This window comes from Colwellia sp. BRX10-9 (assembly GCF_014077405.1).
In the GTDB taxonomy this organism is placed as follows: domain Bacteria; phylum Pseudomonadota; class Gammaproteobacteria; order Enterobacterales; family Alteromonadaceae; genus Colwellia_A.
Genome location: NZ_JACGVV010000040.1, coordinates 12,636 through 30,265, shown reverse-complemented (window position 1 = coordinate 30,265; position 17,630 = coordinate 12,636). Strand labels below are relative to the sequence as shown.

Annotated in this window: 20 protein-coding genes; 12 read left to right on the top strand and 8 right to left on the bottom strand. The window is 36.9% G+C overall.

Features of this window, described 5'->3' with window-relative positions; translation table 11 throughout:
* The 5 genes from H4J69_RS17390 to H4J69_RS17370 all read right to left on the bottom strand — a co-directional run.
* Nucleotides 1–230: succinylglutamate desuccinylase/aspartoacylase family protein (locus tag H4J69_RS17390; protein WP_182217897.1), on the bottom strand; the 230-nt coding region annotated here is incomplete at its 3' end.
* A 14-nt stretch (nt 231–244) separates the two neighbouring features.
* Entirely contained in the window at nt 245–1,150 is a 906-nt protein-coding gene (gene rimK / locus H4J69_RS17385; protein ID WP_070374431.1) for a 30S ribosomal protein S6--L-glutamate ligase, read from the bottom strand.
* Between the two features lie 526 nt (nt 1,151–1,676).
* Nucleotides 1,677–1,928 carry a hypothetical protein gene (locus H4J69_RS17380; RefSeq protein ID WP_182217895.1) on the bottom strand — a complete coding sequence of 84 codons (252 nt, stop codon included), beginning with the start codon at nt 1,926–1,928 and terminating at the stop codon, nt 1,677–1,679.
* Between the two features lie 26 nt (nt 1,929–1,954).
* Nucleotides 1,955–2,173: a hypothetical protein gene (locus tag H4J69_RS17375; protein WP_182217893.1), complete on the bottom strand. Its 219-nt coding sequence runs from the start codon at nt 2,171–2,173 to the stop codon at nt 1,955–1,957.
* 389 nt (nt 2,174–2,562) lie between these two features.
* The gene (locus tag H4J69_RS17370; protein WP_182217891.1) at nt 2,563–3,909 is read right to left on the bottom strand and encodes a magnesium transporter; all 1,347 of its coding nucleotides are present in this window, start codon (nt 3,907–3,909) and stop codon (nt 2,563–2,565) included.
* A 124-nt stretch (nt 3,910–4,033) separates the two neighbouring features.
* Between H4J69_RS17370 and H4J69_RS17365 the strand changes: the two genes are divergently transcribed.
* On the top strand, nt 4,034–4,516 hold the full coding sequence (locus H4J69_RS17365; RefSeq protein WP_070374435.1) for a DUF1353 domain-containing protein: 483 nt from the start codon (nt 4,034–4,036) through the stop codon (nt 4,514–4,516).
* A 98-nt stretch (nt 4,517–4,614) separates the two neighbouring features.
* Here the strand turns inward: H4J69_RS17365 and maoP are convergent, their stop codons facing one another.
* Nucleotides 4,615–4,935, bottom strand: a complete 321-nt coding sequence (gene maoP, locus H4J69_RS17360) for a DUF413 domain-containing protein (RefSeq protein WP_182222827.1) — start codon at nt 4,933–4,935, stop codon at nt 4,615–4,617.
* Between the two features lie 101 nt (nt 4,936–5,036).
* On the opposite strand from maoP, the gene H4J69_RS17355 reads away from it, so the two are divergent.
* The 5 genes from H4J69_RS17355 (at nt 5,037) to H4J69_RS17335 (ending at nt 10,435) form a co-directional block, all read left to right on the top strand.
* The gene (locus H4J69_RS17355) at nt 5,037–5,912 is read left to right on the top strand and encodes a LysR family transcriptional regulator (RefSeq protein ID WP_182217886.1); all 876 of its coding nucleotides are present in this window, start codon (nt 5,037–5,039) and stop codon (nt 5,910–5,912) included.
* A 159-nt stretch (nt 5,913–6,071) separates the two neighbouring features.
* Nucleotides 6,072–6,353 (top strand): hypothetical protein, encoded by a 282-nt coding sequence (locus H4J69_RS17350; RefSeq protein ID WP_182217884.1) that lies wholly within the window; start codon nt 6,072–6,074, stop codon nt 6,351–6,353.
* A gap of 368 nt (nt 6,354–6,721) precedes the next feature.
* Nucleotides 6,722–7,156 (top strand): tetratricopeptide repeat protein, encoded by a 435-nt coding sequence (locus H4J69_RS17345; protein WP_182217882.1) that lies wholly within the window; start codon nt 6,722–6,724, stop codon nt 7,154–7,156.
* 485 nt (nt 7,157–7,641) lie between these two features.
* A complete protein-coding gene (locus H4J69_RS17340) occupies nt 7,642–9,117 on the top strand; it encodes a carbon starvation protein A (protein WP_182244929.1) in 1,476 nt (491 codons plus the stop codon).
* Between the two features lie 409 nt (nt 9,118–9,526).
* Nucleotides 9,527–10,435, top strand: a complete 909-nt coding sequence (locus H4J69_RS17335; protein ID WP_182244930.1) for a hypothetical protein — start codon at nt 9,527–9,529, stop codon at nt 10,433–10,435.
* Between the two features lie 184 nt (nt 10,436–10,619).
* Here H4J69_RS17335 and H4J69_RS17330 read toward each other — a convergent pair whose 3' ends face one another.
* Nucleotides 10,620–11,615 carry a catalase family peroxidase gene (locus H4J69_RS17330; protein WP_182244931.1) on the bottom strand — a complete coding sequence of 332 codons (996 nt, stop codon included), beginning with the start codon at nt 11,613–11,615 and terminating at the stop codon, nt 10,620–10,622.
* Nucleotides 11,616–11,914: 299 nt separating this feature from the next.
* Between H4J69_RS17330 and H4J69_RS17325 the strand changes: the two genes are divergently transcribed.
* The 5 genes from H4J69_RS17325 (at nt 11,915) to H4J69_RS17305 (ending at nt 16,085) form a co-directional block, all read left to right on the top strand.
* Nucleotides 11,915–12,502 (top strand): TetR/AcrR family transcriptional regulator, encoded by a 588-nt coding sequence (locus tag H4J69_RS17325; protein WP_070374442.1) that lies wholly within the window; start codon nt 11,915–11,917, stop codon nt 12,500–12,502.
* Nucleotides 12,503–12,670: 168 nt separating this feature from the next.
* Nucleotides 12,671–13,285: a phospholipid-binding protein MlaC gene (locus tag H4J69_RS17320; RefSeq protein ID WP_182217877.1), complete on the top strand. Its 615-nt coding sequence runs from the start codon at nt 12,671–12,673 to the stop codon at nt 13,283–13,285.
* Nucleotides 13,286–13,360: 75 nt separating this feature from the next.
* The gene (locus H4J69_RS17315) at nt 13,361–14,053 is read left to right on the top strand and encodes a histidine phosphatase family protein (protein ID WP_182244932.1); all 693 of its coding nucleotides are present in this window, start codon (nt 13,361–13,363) and stop codon (nt 14,051–14,053) included.
* Nucleotides 14,050–15,015 carry a CobD/CbiB family cobalamin biosynthesis protein gene (locus H4J69_RS17310; RefSeq protein WP_220466050.1) on the top strand — a complete coding sequence of 322 codons (966 nt, stop codon included), beginning with the start codon at nt 14,050–14,052 and terminating at the stop codon, nt 15,013–15,015. Before H4J69_RS17315 ends, H4J69_RS17310 begins: the two co-directional genes overlap by 4 nt.
* A complete protein-coding gene (locus H4J69_RS17305; RefSeq protein WP_182231007.1) occupies nt 15,015–16,085 on the top strand; it encodes a threonine-phosphate decarboxylase in 1,071 nt (356 codons plus the stop codon). The genes H4J69_RS17310 and H4J69_RS17305 overlap by 1 nt, the downstream gene beginning before the upstream one ends.
* Here H4J69_RS17305 and H4J69_RS17300 read toward each other — a convergent pair.
* Nucleotides 16,059–16,586, bottom strand: coding sequence for an NADPH-dependent FMN reductase (locus H4J69_RS17300; RefSeq protein ID WP_182244933.1), 528 nt, complete (start codon nt 16,584–16,586; stop codon nt 16,059–16,061). The genes H4J69_RS17305 and H4J69_RS17300 overlap by 27 nt on opposite strands.
* A 107-nt stretch (nt 16,587–16,693) precedes the next feature.
* On the opposite strand from H4J69_RS17300, the gene H4J69_RS17295 reads away from it, so the two are divergent.
* A complete protein-coding gene (locus H4J69_RS17295; protein WP_182217868.1) occupies nt 16,694–17,626 on the top strand; it encodes a LysR family transcriptional regulator in 933 nt (310 codons plus the stop codon).
* Nucleotides 17,627–17,630: the final 4 nt, after the last annotated feature.

Below are 17,630 nucleotides of genomic sequence, written 5' to 3'. Positions count from 1 at the left end.
GTTATTTTAAGTTTCTTTTCGTGGATCAAGCGTCGAATAATTTCAATACCATTTAATTCGTCGCCATGTACCGCCGCACTCAAAAAAATAGTGGGCCCCGGTTTTTTAGCGCGAATAATATGAACAGGCAAAGAAACGTCGGCATCGGTATATAACTTAGCAACCGGCAACTCTATTTTGCGCTGCTCTCCAGGTAAAATTTCGAACTCACCTATACGTAATATGTCCATAAAACTCTCTTTAATTATCCTTTGCCACGTGTTTTGGTGTCATGAGGTTTTGCATTTTTTTCTAAAAACTCAAACACCATCCCGGCAACATTTTTGCCCGTCGCTTTTTCAATACCTTCAAGGCCAGGAGATGAATTAACTTCCATGACCATAGGACCATTTTGTGAACGCAGTAAATCGACGCCACACATGTTCAAGCCCATCGCCTTTGCCGCTTTAACTGCTGTGTCACGCTCTTCTTTCGATAATTTAACTACAGTAGCAGAGCCGCCGCGATGTAAATTAGAACGAAACTCACCTTCAGCGCCTTGACGTTTCATCGCCGCAACCACTTTACCGCCAATCACTAAACAGCGAATATCAGCACCACCGGCTTCTTTAACAAATTCTTGTACTAAGATGTTCGCTTTTAAGCCCATGAATGCTTCGATGATGGCTTCAGCCGATTTAGCGGTATCGGCTAAGACTACACCTATGCCCTGCGTGCCTTCGAGCAATTTAATAACCACCGGCGCGCCGCCAACATTTTTAATTAAATCTTTGGCATTATCAGGCTTGTTTGCAAAACCCGTTCGCGGTAAACCCAAACCTTTACGCGATAGCAACTGTAATGACCGTAATTTATCGCGTGAGCGGCTGATAGCGACGGACTCATTAATATTGAAGGTACCCATCATTTCAAATTGTCTTGCCACAGCCGTGCCGTAAAAAGTTACAGAGGCGCCAATACGAGGAATAATTGCATCATACTTTGGCAATTCTTTACCCTTGTAACGCACAGCTGAACGAGTACTCGTGATATCCATATAACAGTGTAATGTATCGATAATATCAACTTCATGTCCCATAGCTTCGCCGGCTTCTTTTAAACGGCGCGTAGAGTAAAGATTTTTGTTTCTAGATAAGATAGCAACTTTCATAATAAGTCCTGTAGTGCTCACCTTTATTTAAGGTTAAAAAGTGAGGTAATAAGTAATATCGAGTGTATAGCTAGCTCATTAAATAATAAAGCGCTATATTTCGATACGTTTAATCAAATAAAATGATTAGACGGCGATTTATATAATTATAAAGTCGTTATTATAGAATATTTTACGTCAATAGTTGAAAAAATAACGATTAAAATTTATTAGGATAAATCACTGAGCAAATTTTACTTGTTTAGACAAATTTATGGGCTCTACAACATTGGACTAAACTGTGATTTTCCCAGGAAAAATGGCTTAAATGAATAATGGCAGATTATTTTGTATATGATTTTTAAAATGGCAATACTGGTAGAGTTTTAGAACAAAAAATGAGGGGGAAGTTTGTTGAGAATAATGAATAGCTGTGTTTATTTACGAATAGATGAAGTGAAGTAAGTGAACTCAAATTATAAAAACCACTTATATTAAGTGGTCTAAATAATTTGAGTGACTTAGACAAGCTGGTAATACAAAACGATTACTCGTCTTTAGGTAAAACCTTTATTGCTTTGTAATCGCCTTCTTTTAATTCATCATTGATACAATTTAATAAATAAGTTTTCATATCAGTTTCTGCTATTTCATCTTCAATAGCGTATTCTTTACATTGACTTAAAAGACTTGATACGTAGTCACTAGGTGCATCCATTAAAGCAGGTTCTGCTTCTTCACTGTGCGCTATGCTTGAAGTTAGGGCTAATAAAGCGATAGCTAAAATTGTTTTTTTCATAAATATTCTCTTTACATTAAAATTACTTACATATCCCAATAGTCACTTAATGAATTAAGTTGACGGTCAAGGAACCTTTTTTCATTTAAAATATCTAATCTTTCTTTAACCAGATATTTCTGTTTGGCGATATTGCTAATTTCTTTTTTATTTGCAGAGCCACTCGTTACTTCGAATCCGGAGATACCAGGATTGAAATTCAAATTGCTACCTATGCCAGTACTTTCGTATGTATCAATATTCATTTTTTGCCTTCAAAAAAATCATAATTAGATTCTGGATGGATAATGTTCCACTATTTGAGAATTGAAAAGCAAAATATTTTCGTTTAACTAATCAATTTTTTTTGTTAAACAAGGAAAATAGCTAACCCTTGATATAATGAGTGTGAGTACTGGAAGATTAAAGCGTGACGGGGAGAGAATAAAAAAAACAACAAACCCATTAAAAACAAGAGGTTACATTTAAAATAGATTATTTAAATCGATTGTTTGTTAACAATAAAATAATTCCCAGCGGCTTAAAAAATTAAATTGGTCTGCAAGAAGCAGCAACATTATTCTTTTCAGCGCTGAGAATAGCCACTATTTTTATCGCTAAAATAACAATAAAAACGTTAATTAAGCTGATTTTTCTAAAGCAGTAATAAGGTACCGCAGCCAAGAAAGGCTATAAAACCAAATATATCTGTTACGGTTGTTAAAATAACAGCTCCAGATAATGCTGGGTCGATGTTAAATTTATTTAATATCCAAGGTATCCAAACCCCTGATAACGAAGCAACTAAAATATTACCTAAAATAGCGATACAAATGGTGACTGATAGCATTGGATTTTCAAACCAGTAAAAAGTGATGATGCCGATGACCGTCGCCCATAACATGCCATTAATTGCGCCAACTTTAAGCTCTTTTTTAACGATAGCCTGCCTATTAGCATCACTAATTTGCCCTAACGCTAAACCACGTATAATCAAGGTTAACGTTTGACTACCGGAAATACCGCCCATCGATGCAACCACCGGCATAAGCACGGCAAGTGCAACAACTTGTTGTAAGGTCGCTTCAAATAAACCAATAAACCAAGAAGCTAAAAATGCAGTCACTAGGTTAATACCCAGCCAAATCGCTCGGTTTTTACTACTTAACCAAACACTGGCAAATAAATCTTCTTCATCACTCAAACCAGCCGATTGCATTAATTGATTATCTTTATGCTGGTCTTTGTATCTATAAGCAGAGTGCAAATCTAAACGGCCGGTTAAATGACCATTTTCATCAACGATAGGTAATGCTGATTTTCCAGAAAGGATCACTTCGTCAATTGATTCATCTATATCTTTACTGGCTTCTAAAACTTGAACATCTTGATACTCTACACTGGCTAAGGGAGTATCCCCATCTAAAAGCAACAGTTTATTGATGGGGATCTCACCAAGTAATTGGGCATTATTATCAACAACATAAATAACTTCAGTTAATGGTAATAAATTTTTTGCACACACTTTCTTTGCTGCTGCTACTTTCAATTTTTGCGAAATTCTTTTTTCGTCAAAGCTTTGCCAGCGCCCTACTTCATCTTCAGAATAATCTTGAGCCTTTTTTAAATACTCTCTTTGTTTAGCTGTCATTTTTGTGACAGCATATTCAATGAAGCGATCGCTTAAATCTTCAGTAAGTTCTATTAAACTGTTGGCATCTAATTTATCAAATAAAGGAAAACAGGCATCGTCATCCATTGCATTTAATAACATCTGCCGAGATTCATTTTTCATCTCTAGAAAAATATTTTGTTGATAATCTGCGCTCAACAACGCCCAAAGACTTAATCGAGGTTTGATAGGAAAAGCTTCTAAAAGAATTGCTACGTGCTCTGGCATGAGCGTATCTTCAATTTCAGCAGCTAATTCATTTAATTGAAGATCGTTGGCTAATAGTTCTTCGATTTTTTCAATATAAGTAGGGAGTAGTTCTAGGGACATTTAATTTCCTAATAAAGATTTCAACAAATTTTTTGAATCAAACTAAGTAAAATTTTGCGTTTTATTTTATGGGTTATTTAACTATAGAATCGCATTATTCTCTAATCATTAAACTAGAAAACTAATGAAAATGCCAAAGTTACAGCCTTTTGCTATAAAAACGCAAAAGTTTTCATTTTATTCCAAATTGTGGCGATTACTTTTTAAGAAGCGGCAATGGCAACTTATCGAAGATTGGCATTATACCTTACCTAACAAAAGAATCGTTATAATTCCGAAAGGCTTTATTTTTGATGGTAGTTCGTACCCGGCAATAGTCTGGCTTTTCTTCTCGCCAACAGGGTTATTACTCATCCCAGTTATTTTGCATGACTTTTGCTTTGAGTATAATTATTTATGGGCGAAGCAGGATGATAAAATATTTAAATTTAAAGAAGGCTATGGTTTTTTAAAATGGTCAACACTGATCCGCAAAGTCGGTATAGAAAGAAACGAACTACTGCTGATTGATTATTTTATATGGGTACTGTGTATGGCTTTTGGTTGGGTAAATTGGCTAACATTTCAGCGCAAAACTAAGCCGACGTTATTACCTGAGGACAAATAGGATAATTTTAAAAGTTTCAACTGAGAATTCGTTAAGAAGAGGATAAACTTATCGGTAAGTTTATCCTTAAATCTACTGCATATTAATTATTTTATCGACTAACTGGCTGCTGCTTGAGTAAATATGCTGCCATTTAAACAGTGAAACGACTTATGTCTGGTTATTTTTATGTATTTTTTCCACAACAGTTCAACTTTAGTTTGACCTTCAAGTTGTGATTCACACATGTTTACAAACTGTATTTCAACTTCATTTTCTGGCGAACAAATAGCTTTTTCTAACATCAGTAAACGTTTGCCTACCTGTGTTAATAATTCTGCTTCGGCGATATTGAAATCTCCAGATTTTCTGAAACCACGTGGAAAATGTACATCATCGTAAAATTGTGTTGCAGCAATAAATCCATGTATTAAAGTCATTTGCGCCTCTATTGACAGGGTATAGGTTTTAGCGGATTATGCGGCTAACAAGCAAGGCTGTAAAACAAATAATAATTATCGTATCGATAAGAGATTGCAGTATGGATATTGAGTTAATTAAAACCTTCTTAGAAGTTAAGGATTGTCGTCACTTTGGTAAAGCGGCAGAAAACCTATATCTGACCCAAGCGGCGGTTAGTACCAGAGTTCGTCAGTTAGAGAAATACTTTAATGTGACCTTGTTTCAGCGCACCAGAAACAATATTCAATTAACACCCGCAGGAGAAAAGCTTGTCCCCTACGCGGAGCTTATGATCAATACCCTTCGAATGGCAAAACAAGATATTGCCATAAGCACTGAAAAAGTTGCGCACATTTATATTGCCGGCACACCTAATACTTGGGATGTTTATATACATGATGCCATTTCAAAGATATATAGCAATGAACCACAAATCAGTTTAATCGCTGAAATATTATCGCGAGAGCAATTAACCAGACAATTACTTGAGCGTACTTTAGATGTTGCGATTCTATTTGATCCCCCAAAAGTAGAAGAGCTAAAGATTGAATCTTTACATATGTTTAATTTAATTCCCGTGACGACTTTTAATAACAAAGTAACAAGCCCCGCAGACTTACAACGTTATATTATGATTGATTGGGGAACTAGCTTTACTCACTGGCATGCTAAAGAATTTTCTGACATATCAATTCCTGCAATTAGAACGAGTACAGCGCGTATTGCACTTGATTTAATGCTGCAATGTGGCGGAAGTGCCTATCTACCAGACATGCTAGCGAAACCTTTTATCGAGCAAGGTAAGTTATTTAAAATCAATGCCCTGCCTATTTTTGAACGTGAATTATTCATTGCCTTTCATAAAGAAAATGAGAATGAAGAACGAATTATTGATATTAAAAATTTACTGAGAAAAGATGAACCAGAAGCCCCCGCTATTATGAGCCCCCAGTAACGTGAAAAACAGATGCAATTTATAGCGAACTAGCACAGTAAATTCAAAATATTTTCAGTAAAAATGATTTATCGTTAACGTAAAAATATTTTACTTTTCTTGTTAGCAAAAAGCGTAGATTATGCTGTTTTTACTTGAGTATCCTTTGGTGATATAACAATGAATATCAATTCTAATTATGAGTTATCAGCTTCTGATGAAATAAGTTTTAACTATGATCTATCTTCAAACGAAGGAGATGATAATAACAATGATGATGATAATGATAACGATAGTGACAATAACATTGCTGAATTTGAGTTACATACCTCACCTAGCGATGTAAAAAAATCAAGACATAGTAACAAACGTAACTATTTAGCCAAGAAAAAAATTGAACAGCTGCAAGAAGAACGACAACTGAGAAGGTTCACTCAAGATTACTATGATGATTGGGATTAAGCGCATAATTAACGCTTAACCGATAAAATAACAGTAACGCGAATTAATGATGAATTAATTCGCGTTTAGTTCTTTAGCAAGAATTGATTACCCACCAAAAGATTGCCATTGAGTGAGTTCAAGCAAAACGTTGTTATCGACTGACTTCCATTAAAAAGTGATTAGGTTTATTACTGAGTCATAACTCTTCAATTTTCAGGTCTAAACTAGTCTAAAGTTAAAACTGGTGTTAAAATATCAAACAGCCCATTTAGGTTTCAATAATGACACAATAAGGCTTGATAGCATCAAAACCACAAATCAAGAATAAACCTTGTAAGTCAACCGCTAGCACCTAGACCTCAAACAACTTAAGAGTACTAAAAACCATGAATACAAAAATCTACAAGCGCGTATTTGCTTTGGCTGGAGAGTTAATGCTTGCTGCTCAGGAAAGAAATCAAATCAACTTTGACAATTGCTACAGTGAATTAAAACAACTCTGTGATGATAACGAAAATACCGATAAAGACCATCCTGTACAGTGGGAGACACTTGCTGACTTTACCGACGATTTACCCTTAGCTATTTCAATTTACGAGAAAGCATTACTTAAAGCAGAAGAGATTAATTCAAAAGATTTTCGTTCATCAATTGGCTTCTCCGTTGCATCACTACAAGTTGAACTCGGTGAAAAAGAACAGGCGATTGAAAACTTAGAAAAAGCAAAAATCAGCTGTAATAAAATTGTCGACAAAGAATTAAAAGCTGAAATTCATGATTTATTAGAAGCGTTAAAAACTGAAGTATCGAGTCCTTACTAAATAACTCATCAGCCAGCGAGTGACTTTATTTAGCTTTGATCAATAATCTAGTTACCACCTAAAATGATACAGTCGCCTGCTAGCGTAGACGACTGTAATGCCTATTTATAAGCTATAGTAAGGTCGCTTTACGTTATTAATTCTGTGTCTTATCGGCTTTAGTTGGAAAGTTGATATCCGTTAAAGTCAATCACTGTTGCATTGAATGTATGCATTTTATCGACGCTGCTCACCTAATATAAAATCAATATATCGCCAAAATAATTTTTCATACTGAGTATGACTTTGTAAATTTGATGTAAAGCCAAAAAAAATAACCAAACAGAGATCATAAAGTATTGCCCAGCGCTAAATAAAGTGGGGAATAAACATAAATTCTCCTTTGATACTCAGTATATATAGGTAATACTTAGCAAATATTCGCTTGCACAAATCTGTGCTCCCCCTGAATGGATCTATTCACTAGAACGGAGTAATAAACAATCATGATTATCTTTTTTATCTGTATCACTCTATTAATATTGGGTTATAAGTTTTATAGCCCTTTCATTGAAAAACAAGCGGGCATTGATGAAACGATCAAAACACCTCAAGCACGTTTTGAAGAAGGGGTTGATTACGTTGCCATCCACCCGGTTAAAGCCTTTCTTATTCAGTTTTTAAATATTGCTGGGGTAGGTCCTATTTTTGGTCCTATCCTTGGTGCACTCTATGGACCGGTTGCACTTATTTGGATTGTACTTGGTAATATTTTAGGTGGCGCAGTACATGATTACTTTTCTGGGGTCATGAGTATTAAAGAAGATGGTAAAAGTTTGCCTGAAATTGCAGGCCACTATTACAACGTTTACTTTAAAGGGATAATGTTGATATTCACCACCATGCTACTGTTTTTTGTTGGTGTTGTTTTTATCATGAGTCCTGCCGGATTATTAAGTAATTTAAGTTATTTTGAAGGCACATTTTTAGCCGGTAATACCTTTTGGGTTTTAGTTATTTTAGGCTACTATTTAATGGCAACACTATTACCCATAGATAAGATAATAACCAAGCTCTACCCCCTTTTTGGTTTACTCATGATAGTGATGACCTCGCTTATCGCGGTATCATTACTTATGAATGCGCCACACTTACCTGTCGCTGGTGATTTTTTGGGGTATTTTAACTCAGACCATTACAGTCATGACTTTTTAGAGCCTAATGCTGACGGTCTCCCTGTCTGGCCATTATTATTTATAACAATTACCTGTGGCGCAATTAGTGGTTTCCATTCGACACAAGCACCGATTATCGCGCGTTGTTTAACCAATGAAAAATATGTACGCCCAGTCTATTATGGCGCGATGATGTGCGAAGGCATTGTAGGTTGTGTTTGGGCCTTAGCTGGCATAGCAGCATTTCCTGAAGGTTACTCAGAGCTTAAAGCATTGCTTGACCAAGGCGGTCCTGGCTTAGTGGTTAACCATATAGCAAACAGCTACCTTGGCGCACTCGGTGGCATTATGGCTATTATAGCCGTTGCGATATTCCCTATCACTTCTGGAGATACCGCTTTTCGGTCCTTGCGTCTAACCTTAGTGGATGCATTTAATATCCCACAAAGTTTACGCAACCGACTCTTGTTAGCCGTGCCTATTTTGATTATTGCTTATTTTATGACAAAATTAGATTTTTCAATAATATGGCGTTATTTTGCTTTTTCAAACATGCTACTTTCTACCAGTGTATTATGGCTAGCCACTAAATTTTTGTTTGACCGTGGCACTTTCCATTGGATTGTCAGTTTACCTGCCATTGTTGGTACTAGTGTTAGTGTCTCTTATATTATGACGGCAGGAATAGGCTTAAACTTACCCAGTGAATATGGCAAATTAATCGGGGCTGTGGTCGGTGTTATCTCACTTATCTTATTAATACTGGCACACAATAAACGGGTAAATATTGCCTCGACATCACCTTAAAATTTGAGATGTTTGATGTTTGATGTTTGATGTTTATCATTAACAACAAAAGCAGTGCTAATTAGCACTGCTTTTTGATTTGTATCTGCCCAATAAAGCGCAATTACTGTTAATTTTTCAGGATAAAAAGTTAAAGAAAGTCCTTATTTTCTAGCGGTTCAAGCAGACCTAGGCCAAATTGATAACTGGAGATAATTAACGTATTCTAAGCAGTAACAGCCAACAGGAAGGCGTACACTTATATTTTTAATTTCCCTAGCCTTTGAAACCTTGCCAATATAAAAAATGTTACTGTCGCGCAAAACGACCATAATTATTATGCTGAAGCTAAAATATTGGGTATTAGTACTCTTATAGTAAAAAAACATTATCGTGTTACTGACAACATACCAAGGGAATTGCAAAACTTATGCAAAATTTTTTTAAAAAAGGACTCAATGTCGTTCGCTCAGTTGCAGACAAAGCTACAGAAGAGTTAGCGGCTAATTATTCCATTGTTAAAGAAAAAGTGAATGGCTTACCCGTCTTTATTTCCGCAGAGAAGTCAGACAAATATAACGATATCCAGTATGACGAAAAACACTATTTTGTTATACCTTTCCAACTATCAGAATATAAATTTGCCTTACACACCATGCGGTGTCTCCCGAATGCTGTTCCAGAAATTAACAACCTGCCTAAAAGGCGTGTTTTTCACTTTCCCAATCAACATTCAGAAGAAATGCTTAAAGATTATATGCGCCAATCAGCAGAAGAAATGGTAAGAAATAAAAGCGCAAGTAATCCAAACAGTATTGAGTCTTTGGCTGATCAAATTGACGCGCTAGATAAAAAACTCACATATAGCATGCTATTAGTGGGTGGTTTGGCCGCTGTGGTAAATCCATTATTGGGCGTAGGTATTGCGGCAAAAGCGTTGTTACCCAGTGTTGGCGGTATAATTAACAAGTACGGCTTGCGTCCTACGGGAGAGAAACTTTCCCAACATCAGCTGAATAAATCTATAGAAGAAGCTGATGCACATATTGCAAAAGAATTTGCCGATGCAAGTACACTGCAGGTTATTAATCCTATATTACAAGAATTAGAGTTGACACTACGTACCACAGAATTGCAGCATGACCCGATAACTGACGCCAATTTAGCTGATGGCAGTATTCCTGAACTTGATGGAGAAAGATGGCGAGAACTAACTGAGGTCGCTATTTGTCATGTTTACAAGGAAGTTTATCAAACGCCATCTCTGCACAAAAAAGCGGGTCTTGAGCCTAAAGACTTAAGATGGCTAAAAATAATGTTTGAAGTAAACAGTAAATAAAGCTGTTCTGCATAAAGACTTTACCAGAAGCGATTAATTATTAAACTTGTTAACATTCACCATAAAACAAGAAACAATTGCCCTTTGCTAACCATGTATTGTCAAATCAATGACACATGGGGTCAGTTTTACTGACCCCCCATTTCATAAAAGCAATGCTGATTTATACCTACTAGCGAGTCACTTATTGACCACTCAACCTTTTGCCAAAAGATATAGCATAAGCCGGTGAACGCATTCTTAATACCGGATCATCACTTGGCGTAAAGCCTGCAGACATCATATTAGGATCAAAATTAGTATTTTTACATGCATCGCTGCCACTGGTATTAACGGTCACTGTGCCTAGCGTTACTTGAGGACGTTCACTTGGCCATTGTTGTGATGGGTCAATATCACTGTCTTGTGGTTCACCTAAACTTGCCATAATGTTAAAACTAACCGTTTCATTTTTAAGCTGTTGCGCAAAGGTATCCGCTAAAAACTCAGTAGGCATTTTAGCAGCCTCAGCTTTTTCTAATGTTTTAACCCCTAAATTAGGCTCAATGGTCCAGCGAAATTTAGTTTTCTGTTGATTAGGTTGGTCAAAGTAAAAAGTGTGCAAACCAAAGAACTCAGTGTTGGCAAATGAAGCGGCTGTTTTAGCTGTTTTATTCCACATAGCATTAGCTTGAACACTCGGATGTTGTTGAATATATGCCATGGTTTTAGCGGGATCAGTTTTACCATTTTCATCAGGAAGTAAGGTCGATAAAAAACCATGAAAAACTTCTGGATTTTTACCGGCAAACACCGGAAAGTTATTACCAGTAAAAGTGTGAAAAGAGCCATCAGGTAACTTTATTTGCATGCCCATGCCGCGCGTGCCAGCCGCTTTTTCATCACTATTGGGATTTGAACCGCCAACGGAAAATCGAATAGATACCGGTAGTTCGCCGTTCGATAACAAAGCAGCTCCAGTAAAATGTTGATTGGGTGTTGGTACAAAAGTACCTGATGCACACAAACCTTTAGCATGTGCTTTTCTATAGCCAGGATGTTTCCCACCCAATTTTTCAAATATTTCAACAAAATCATTGGCGACAACTTCTTTATCATTGGCTGCAGCGTTCGATGTTGCTGTAGCAGTAGCGATAAGAAACAAAGCACTAATACTTGAGGTAATGAGATTATGTTTCATTGGTTTCCTTAGAGTGATTATTTCAATAATTCAAATGACGAAAAATGTCATAGATAAGATCTAGAGTATTATCTACAAGCATAGCAAAGGACCTTAATAGTGTAATAAATATTTCACGACCAACTTGCATAAGACTAAAGAAATTTGTTGTCATAGTTATGGTGAAAATAATGATGATTTAATGACACAAAACATTCTTATTCAACTTCAAATATTTCACCAATAAAAAAGCTGGGTTTACAACCTACCCACCGGTCGGTTAGAATGAATTATCATTAATAGTTAATTAAGTCGTGAATATGAGAGACGCAGAGCTAACTCGTCAAAAAATACTAGAAATAAGTGCAGATGAAATTCATAAAAAGGGTTTCATCGCAACAAGCTTATCTTGTATTTTAGTGCGCTGTGAAGTTTCAAAAGGTGCCTTGTATCATCATTTTAAAAATAAAATGGAGCTGGGCTACGCTGTTTTTGAAGAAATTTATACCCCCATGTTTTTAGAATTATGGCAGCCAGCAGTAGAGGTAGATGATCCTATTGAAGGTTTGTGCGACTTTTTTACCGCTATGTATACCAACTCATCTTGTGACGAGATTGTTTGTGGTTGTCCTTTAAACAACCTTTGCCAAGAGATGTCTGGCGTAGATGAAGGCTTTCGCTTACGTATTTTAAACATGCAGCAACAACTCAACCAACTTATCGCCATTAACTTACAACGTGTCGCTAACCAGCTTCGTGACGACATTGATTTTAGCCAAGTTGCCTATTTTATTGTCTCAACTTTTCATGGTTCTTCTAGTTTAAGTAAAAGTTCTAAAAACAAAGACCTCTTTGAAAAAGTCATCAAAGAACTGTGCAACTATATTAGAAATCTTAGAAGTCATTAACGCCACTCTTTTCACTTATCTCCTTGGCTTTTCACAGCCGATATAGCAAATAGTAATAAAAAATATCAATTAAGTATTTACATACCGCATGGTCGGTATGTAAAATACCCCTAATGAATTAACAATGAGCTCAGCACTTAATACGCTCTCTCAAATACGGACAAAAACATGAAACACTTAATGGCAATATTTACTCTCTTATTCATGACTTCATTGGCAAGCTTTTCCAGCAATGCCTACAGCATTGAAAACTCTCCATACACAGTAATTGCTGAAACAGGAGAACGTTTGTTTTCTCGTATTGCTAAAGATCAAGAGTCACTGAAAAAATTCCCTGAACTGATGCGTGATATTGTTGAAGAAGAGTTAATGCCATCAATAGATTACAAATACGCCGCATTCAAGGTTTTAGGTAGAAATTTGAGAACGATGACCCCAGAACAGCGTGAAAAATTTGTTGTTTCTATGCGCAGTTACTTAGTAAGAACTTATGCAATAGCGTTAAAACAATATAAACAACAAGACGTTGCATTTGAATCTCATAAATCAACAAATGGCGCTAGAATTGTTGGTGTTAATTCAGTTATTCGTAATGCCAATGCGCCTGAAATTAACATTACTTTTCAAATGCGCCAAGACAGACAAACAAGTCAATGGAAAGCTTACGATATGATCATCGAAGGTATCTCTTTACTCAGTAGTAAAGAAGCTGAAATAAGCCAACGGATCCAAAAGAGTGGCATTGACCAAGTGACCTTAGAGTTAGCTTCTTTTAATCAATAAGTTCTCTAATTCCGTCATCAAGCTATGCTAAAATATTTTGTAATATTATCAATGCATCAGTAAGTATTAGCATAAATGACGATTATTAATTTTTATCTTACGCGCCACGGCGAAACACAGTGGAATAAAATAGGGAAGTTTCAAGGACAGTTAGATAGCCCTTTAACCGATAAAGGCTATCGACAAGCTGATGGAATTGCTAGGCAACTAGTTGATCACAAGATAGACCTTATTGTAAGCTCAACATTACCAAGAGCAAAAAGTACCGCTGAAATTTGTCAGGTGACAGTAGATTGTCCACTTAACTTTGCGCCGGCCTTAATCGAGCGAGATTTTGGCCTCTGGCAAGGAAAAGTTATTGACGAAGTTAAATTAGAAAAAAACTTCCATGCTATTTTTCATCAAGTAAACGCCTCCGCACCGCCGAGTGGAGAATCGGGTATTGACTGCGCACTTCGCTTTCAACAAGCATTAATTGAGATTGCTAATACTAGTGATGATCAAAAAACGCCACAAGATAAAACGACCACTAAGCCCAACGACATAGCGATTAAGAGTATTCTTGTGGTTAGTCACGGCGATATATTACGCTGTTTTTTATCTTTGTTTGTTGAAAATTTTTCTGATAAACAAGCAATTAACAGTCAACAAAAAGCCTTTGATAATGGCTGCATTTTTCAGCTTGCCTACCAGTGTAAAACTAAAGTATTTACCCTTATAGCGACACACGACATCACTAAACCTTCAGCGGTGATAATGCCGCGATGACAAGTTCTGTGATCATGGTGATGGCATACCTGCTAGATCGTTGGCTCGGCGAAGTAAAACGATTTCATCCTTTAGTAGGCTTTGGTTGGTTAAGTACTGCAATAGAGCATACCTTTAACTTTCAGCATGCGACACCGAAAACAACCTCCATATTGTTGCCTCGATTATTGGGGATTTTATCGTGGCTTATCTTATGTTTACCTTTACCTATTCTTTATTATTACTTTCACCAAAACCAGCTATTTTTTTGGTGCTTAGATGCCTTAGTCCTTTATTTCGCTATCGGTTTAAAAAGTCTACAATTACATGCTTTACAAATATTTAATCCCCTTAATAAAAATGACTTAGCCACCGCACGATATTTTTGTGGTTATTTAGTTAGCCGAAATACAGCAGACCTATCCGAACAAGAAATTTCCCGTGCAACCGTTGAGTCTGTCCTAGAAAATGGTCATGACGCCGCTGTTGCTAGTTTCTTTTGGTTTATTATTGGTGGTATTCCACTGGTGATTTTACATCGACTCGCCAATACATTAGATGCAATGTGGGGCTATAAAAATCAACGTTTTATCAATTTTGGTTGGTGTGCTGCCCGCATGGACGACTTACTCGGTTGGCCAAGTGCAAAAATTACCGCATTACTTTATGCTTGCCAAACAAATTTGTCTTACTCAAAAATGATCAGTGCGCTAAATAATGGTTATCGACAAGGCCAGCATTATAAAAGCCTAAATGGCGGTTGGGTAATGGCGACGGGCGCCAGCGTTCTAAACTTCACGCTGGGTGGAACAGCGACTTATCATGGCAAGGCAGTAACGTCGATACCATTAGGTTGCGGTAATAGCGTTGTTAAAAATGATATTTTTCGTAGTATAAACCTGGTCAATAAAGCGGTTATTATTTTGATTTTTACTTATTTTTGCTATCAATTCCTGCATTACTTTTATAGTGTAAATTTGTGATGGACAATAAAGCTAATGAAAGTTCGCCCCTGTTAGTACACGGTGGTCAGCTCAATGAAGTTGCCCAACACTATCAAATTCCTTTCGAAAAATGGCTAGACTTGTCAACAGGTATTAGCCCAATTAATTACCCGATCCCCACTATTCCTACAAATATCTGGCAACAGTTACCACAGCCAAACCAAGCAATGCTATCTGCGGCTAAAAATTATTATGGTACACAGAATCTTAGCGTAACGAGCGGTAGCCAAGCGGTTATTGCTCGTTTACCTGCACTCTATCTTAATCATATCAATCAGCCAGCAAACGGGATAGAGGTATGGTTACCGGAAGTGGGCTATAAAGAGCATGAACGAGCATGGCATGATGCTGGTTTTACCATAAAAAATTATCAGCAGTTACCCACTTGCGAAGCGCTATCTCGCTACGCGATTGTTGTGGTGATTAACCCTAATAATCCAACCGGTGAATTACAGCAACAGCAAACATTAACCACACTGTTAACGACGCTTGAATCATTGTCAGGTTGGTTAATTGTTGATGAAGCTTTTATGGATGTCATAACACCGAGTCAATCGCTGATCCACTTAACGGCTAATAAACATCTTTTTGTGTTACGTTCAATTGGTAAATTTTTTGGCTTAGCGGGGATCAGAATCGGCTTTGTAAGTGCACACCCTTCTTGGATAAATAAACTACAGCAGTTATCTTCACCTTGGGAAGTTAATGGCCCGGCTCAATTTATTACTGCGCAAGCCTTAAAGAATAAAGTCTGGCAAGTATCACAACAACAGCAGTTAATCGCCTTATCAATAAAGTTAGAAGCGTTATTAGCGAAAACTTTTTTACCCAACCAAAATAAAAGCGATGACCTAAGCAGAACCATCACTGGGTGTGGTTTATTTAAAACCCTCTTTCATCCCCAAGCTACAGAACTTTATCAAAAATTCTGTAGCCAAGGACTTTACGTGCGCTTGTGCGACGAAAAAAATGCTTTGCGTTTTGGCATACCTGATCAAGAACAATACCAGATATTAGCAAAATTATTGGCTGAGCATAGCCATAGCTGAAGCGAGCTTTTCAGCTAACTCACCCTTTTTTAACTGTCCTTTGTCGGCATCAAAATTGTCATAAAAACTAGGAATAGATAAATGGGCTTTTACCTCGCCATCAAAAAATCGTGCCGATCCTACAGCGGCGGCAAGAACAGTTGCAGCTCCACCAGGTCCTGGTGACGTCGCTAATAAAACCATAGGTTTATGCTGATAGACTTTTTGTAGCGTGCGAGAGCTCCAGTCAAATAAGTTTTTATAGGCGGCCGTATAATAACCATTATGCTCGGCAAAACCTATGACCAAAGCATCTGCAGTGGCTATTTTATCAAGAAAGTCTTGTGCTAACTGCGGTTTACCGAGTTCAGCTTCTCTATCAGCGCTATATAAAGGCATTTCATAATCATTAATATCGAGTACTTCAACTTGTGCATTTTCAACGAGACTAGCGGCATAGCTCACTAACTGTTTATTAATAGATTGACGACTACTACTGGCAGCAAAAGCGATAATTTTCATATAAACTCCAAAGGTAAGAAAAGGTAACAATAGGTATTTCAGTGAAGATAGTGTAATTTGTTTCCTATATAAGATTAATAACTTACTTACAGATACATTATTTCCATATGAAAGCTAATACACTATTTTCTTCTTCACAAAGTCAAAGTAACTTACTTGATGGTATAGCTGTTTTTGTCCAAGTTGTGCAAAGCAAAAGTTTTGTCAATGCCGCTGAAAAAATGCAGCACTCTACGTCTTATATCAGCAAGGAGGTTAGTAAGCTAGAAACCCGTTTAGGCGTCCGCTTGCTACACCGCACGACCCGAACTTTAAGTTTAACATCGGAAGGCGAAGTCTATTATCAACAATGCCAACAGATCATTGAAGATGCTTTACACGTTGAAAATAGCCTTTCTGGACGTCAGCAAATACCGCAAGGTCGATTAAAGTTAAGCTGTCCTATTGGTATAGGTGTTTCTCGTATTCGGCCGATCCTCGCTGAATTTATGGCTAAGTATCCGAAAGTAACCTTAGATATCGACTTAAACGATCATAAAGTTGATTTGATTGCTGATGGCTTTGATATTGTGATAAGAGCCGCTATGCAACTTGAAGACTCAAGCTTAATTAGCCGACGTTTTATGAACTCAACTAGCTTAACACTCGCTTCTCCTGAGTATTTAACACAATATGGTCGACCTAAACATCCCGATGAATTGGTCGATCATCACATGATCAGTTACCGTAACTTAAAAACGCCCGAAACTTGGCAGTACAGCTCCCAGAATGGCCAAGTAACGCAAACACATGTAACCAGTCGAGTATCATGTAATAACTCAGAAATGATGATTTCGTTATGCTTAGCAGGACAAGGTATTATTCGTATGCCATTATTTAATTTACGTGAAGAAGTGGCAACAGGGAAATTAGTGCCCTTGTTTGAAGACTTTATGCCAATAAACATTGGTGTTTACTTGGTTTATCCCAGCAGAAAAAATATGCCCGCTAAAGTGAAATGCTTTATCGACTTTATTGTCGATAAGTTAGGCGATAGTTAACCAC

Excerpts from the sequence above, each read along its gene's own strand:
- rimK (WP_070374431.1), bottom strand. The coding sequence starts at position 1,150 with ATGAAAGTTGCTATCTTATCTAGAAACAAAAATCTTTACTCTACGCGC.
- H4J69_RS17380 (WP_182217895.1), bottom strand. The coding sequence starts at position 1,928 with ATGAAAAAAACAATTTTAGCTATCGCTTTATTAGCCCTAACTTCAAGC.
- H4J69_RS17375 (WP_182217893.1), bottom strand. The coding sequence starts at position 2,173 with ATGAATATTGATACATACGAAAGTACTGGCATAGGTAGCAATTTGAAT.
- H4J69_RS17370 (WP_182217891.1), bottom strand. The coding sequence starts at position 3,909 with ATGTCCCTAGAACTACTCCCTACTTATATTGAAAAAATCGAAGAACTA.
- H4J69_RS17365 (WP_070374435.1), top strand. The coding sequence starts at position 4,034 with ATGAAAATGCCAAAGTTACAGCCTTTTGCTATAAAAACGCAAAAGTTT.
- maoP (WP_182222827.1), bottom strand. The coding sequence starts at position 4,935 with ATGACTTTAATACATGGATTTATTGCTGCAACACAATTTTACGATGAT.
- H4J69_RS17355 (WP_182217886.1), top strand. The coding sequence starts at position 5,037 with ATGGATATTGAGTTAATTAAAACCTTCTTAGAAGTTAAGGATTGTCGT.
- H4J69_RS17350 (WP_182217884.1), top strand. The coding sequence starts at position 6,072 with ATGAATATCAATTCTAATTATGAGTTATCAGCTTCTGATGAAATAAGT.
- H4J69_RS17345 (WP_182217882.1), top strand. The coding sequence starts at position 6,722 with ATGAATACAAAAATCTACAAGCGCGTATTTGCTTTGGCTGGAGAGTTA.
- H4J69_RS17340 (WP_182244929.1), top strand. The coding sequence starts at position 7,642 with ATGATTATCTTTTTTATCTGTATCACTCTATTAATATTGGGTTATAAG.
- H4J69_RS17335 (WP_182244930.1), top strand. The coding sequence starts at position 9,527 with ATGCAAAATTTTTTTAAAAAAGGACTCAATGTCGTTCGCTCAGTTGCA.
- H4J69_RS17330 (WP_182244931.1), bottom strand. The coding sequence starts at position 11,615 with ATGAAACATAATCTCATTACCTCAAGTATTAGTGCTTTGTTTCTTATC.
- H4J69_RS17325 (WP_070374442.1), top strand. The coding sequence starts at position 11,915 with ATGAGAGACGCAGAGCTAACTCGTCAAAAAATACTAGAAATAAGTGCA.
- H4J69_RS17320 (WP_182217877.1), top strand. The coding sequence starts at position 12,671 with ATGAAACACTTAATGGCAATATTTACTCTCTTATTCATGACTTCATTG.
- H4J69_RS17315 (WP_182244932.1), top strand. The coding sequence starts at position 13,361 with ATGACGATTATTAATTTTTATCTTACGCGCCACGGCGAAACACAGTGG.
- H4J69_RS17310 (WP_220466050.1), top strand. The coding sequence starts at position 14,050 with ATGACAAGTTCTGTGATCATGGTGATGGCATACCTGCTAGATCGTTGG.
- H4J69_RS17305 (WP_182231007.1), top strand. The coding sequence starts at position 15,015 with ATGGACAATAAAGCTAATGAAAGTTCGCCCCTGTTAGTACACGGTGGT.
- H4J69_RS17300 (WP_182244933.1), bottom strand. The coding sequence starts at position 16,586 with ATGAAAATTATCGCTTTTGCTGCCAGTAGTAGTCGTCAATCTATTAAT.
- H4J69_RS17295 (WP_182217868.1), top strand. The coding sequence starts at position 16,694 with ATGAAAGCTAATACACTATTTTCTTCTTCACAAAGTCAAAGTAACTTA.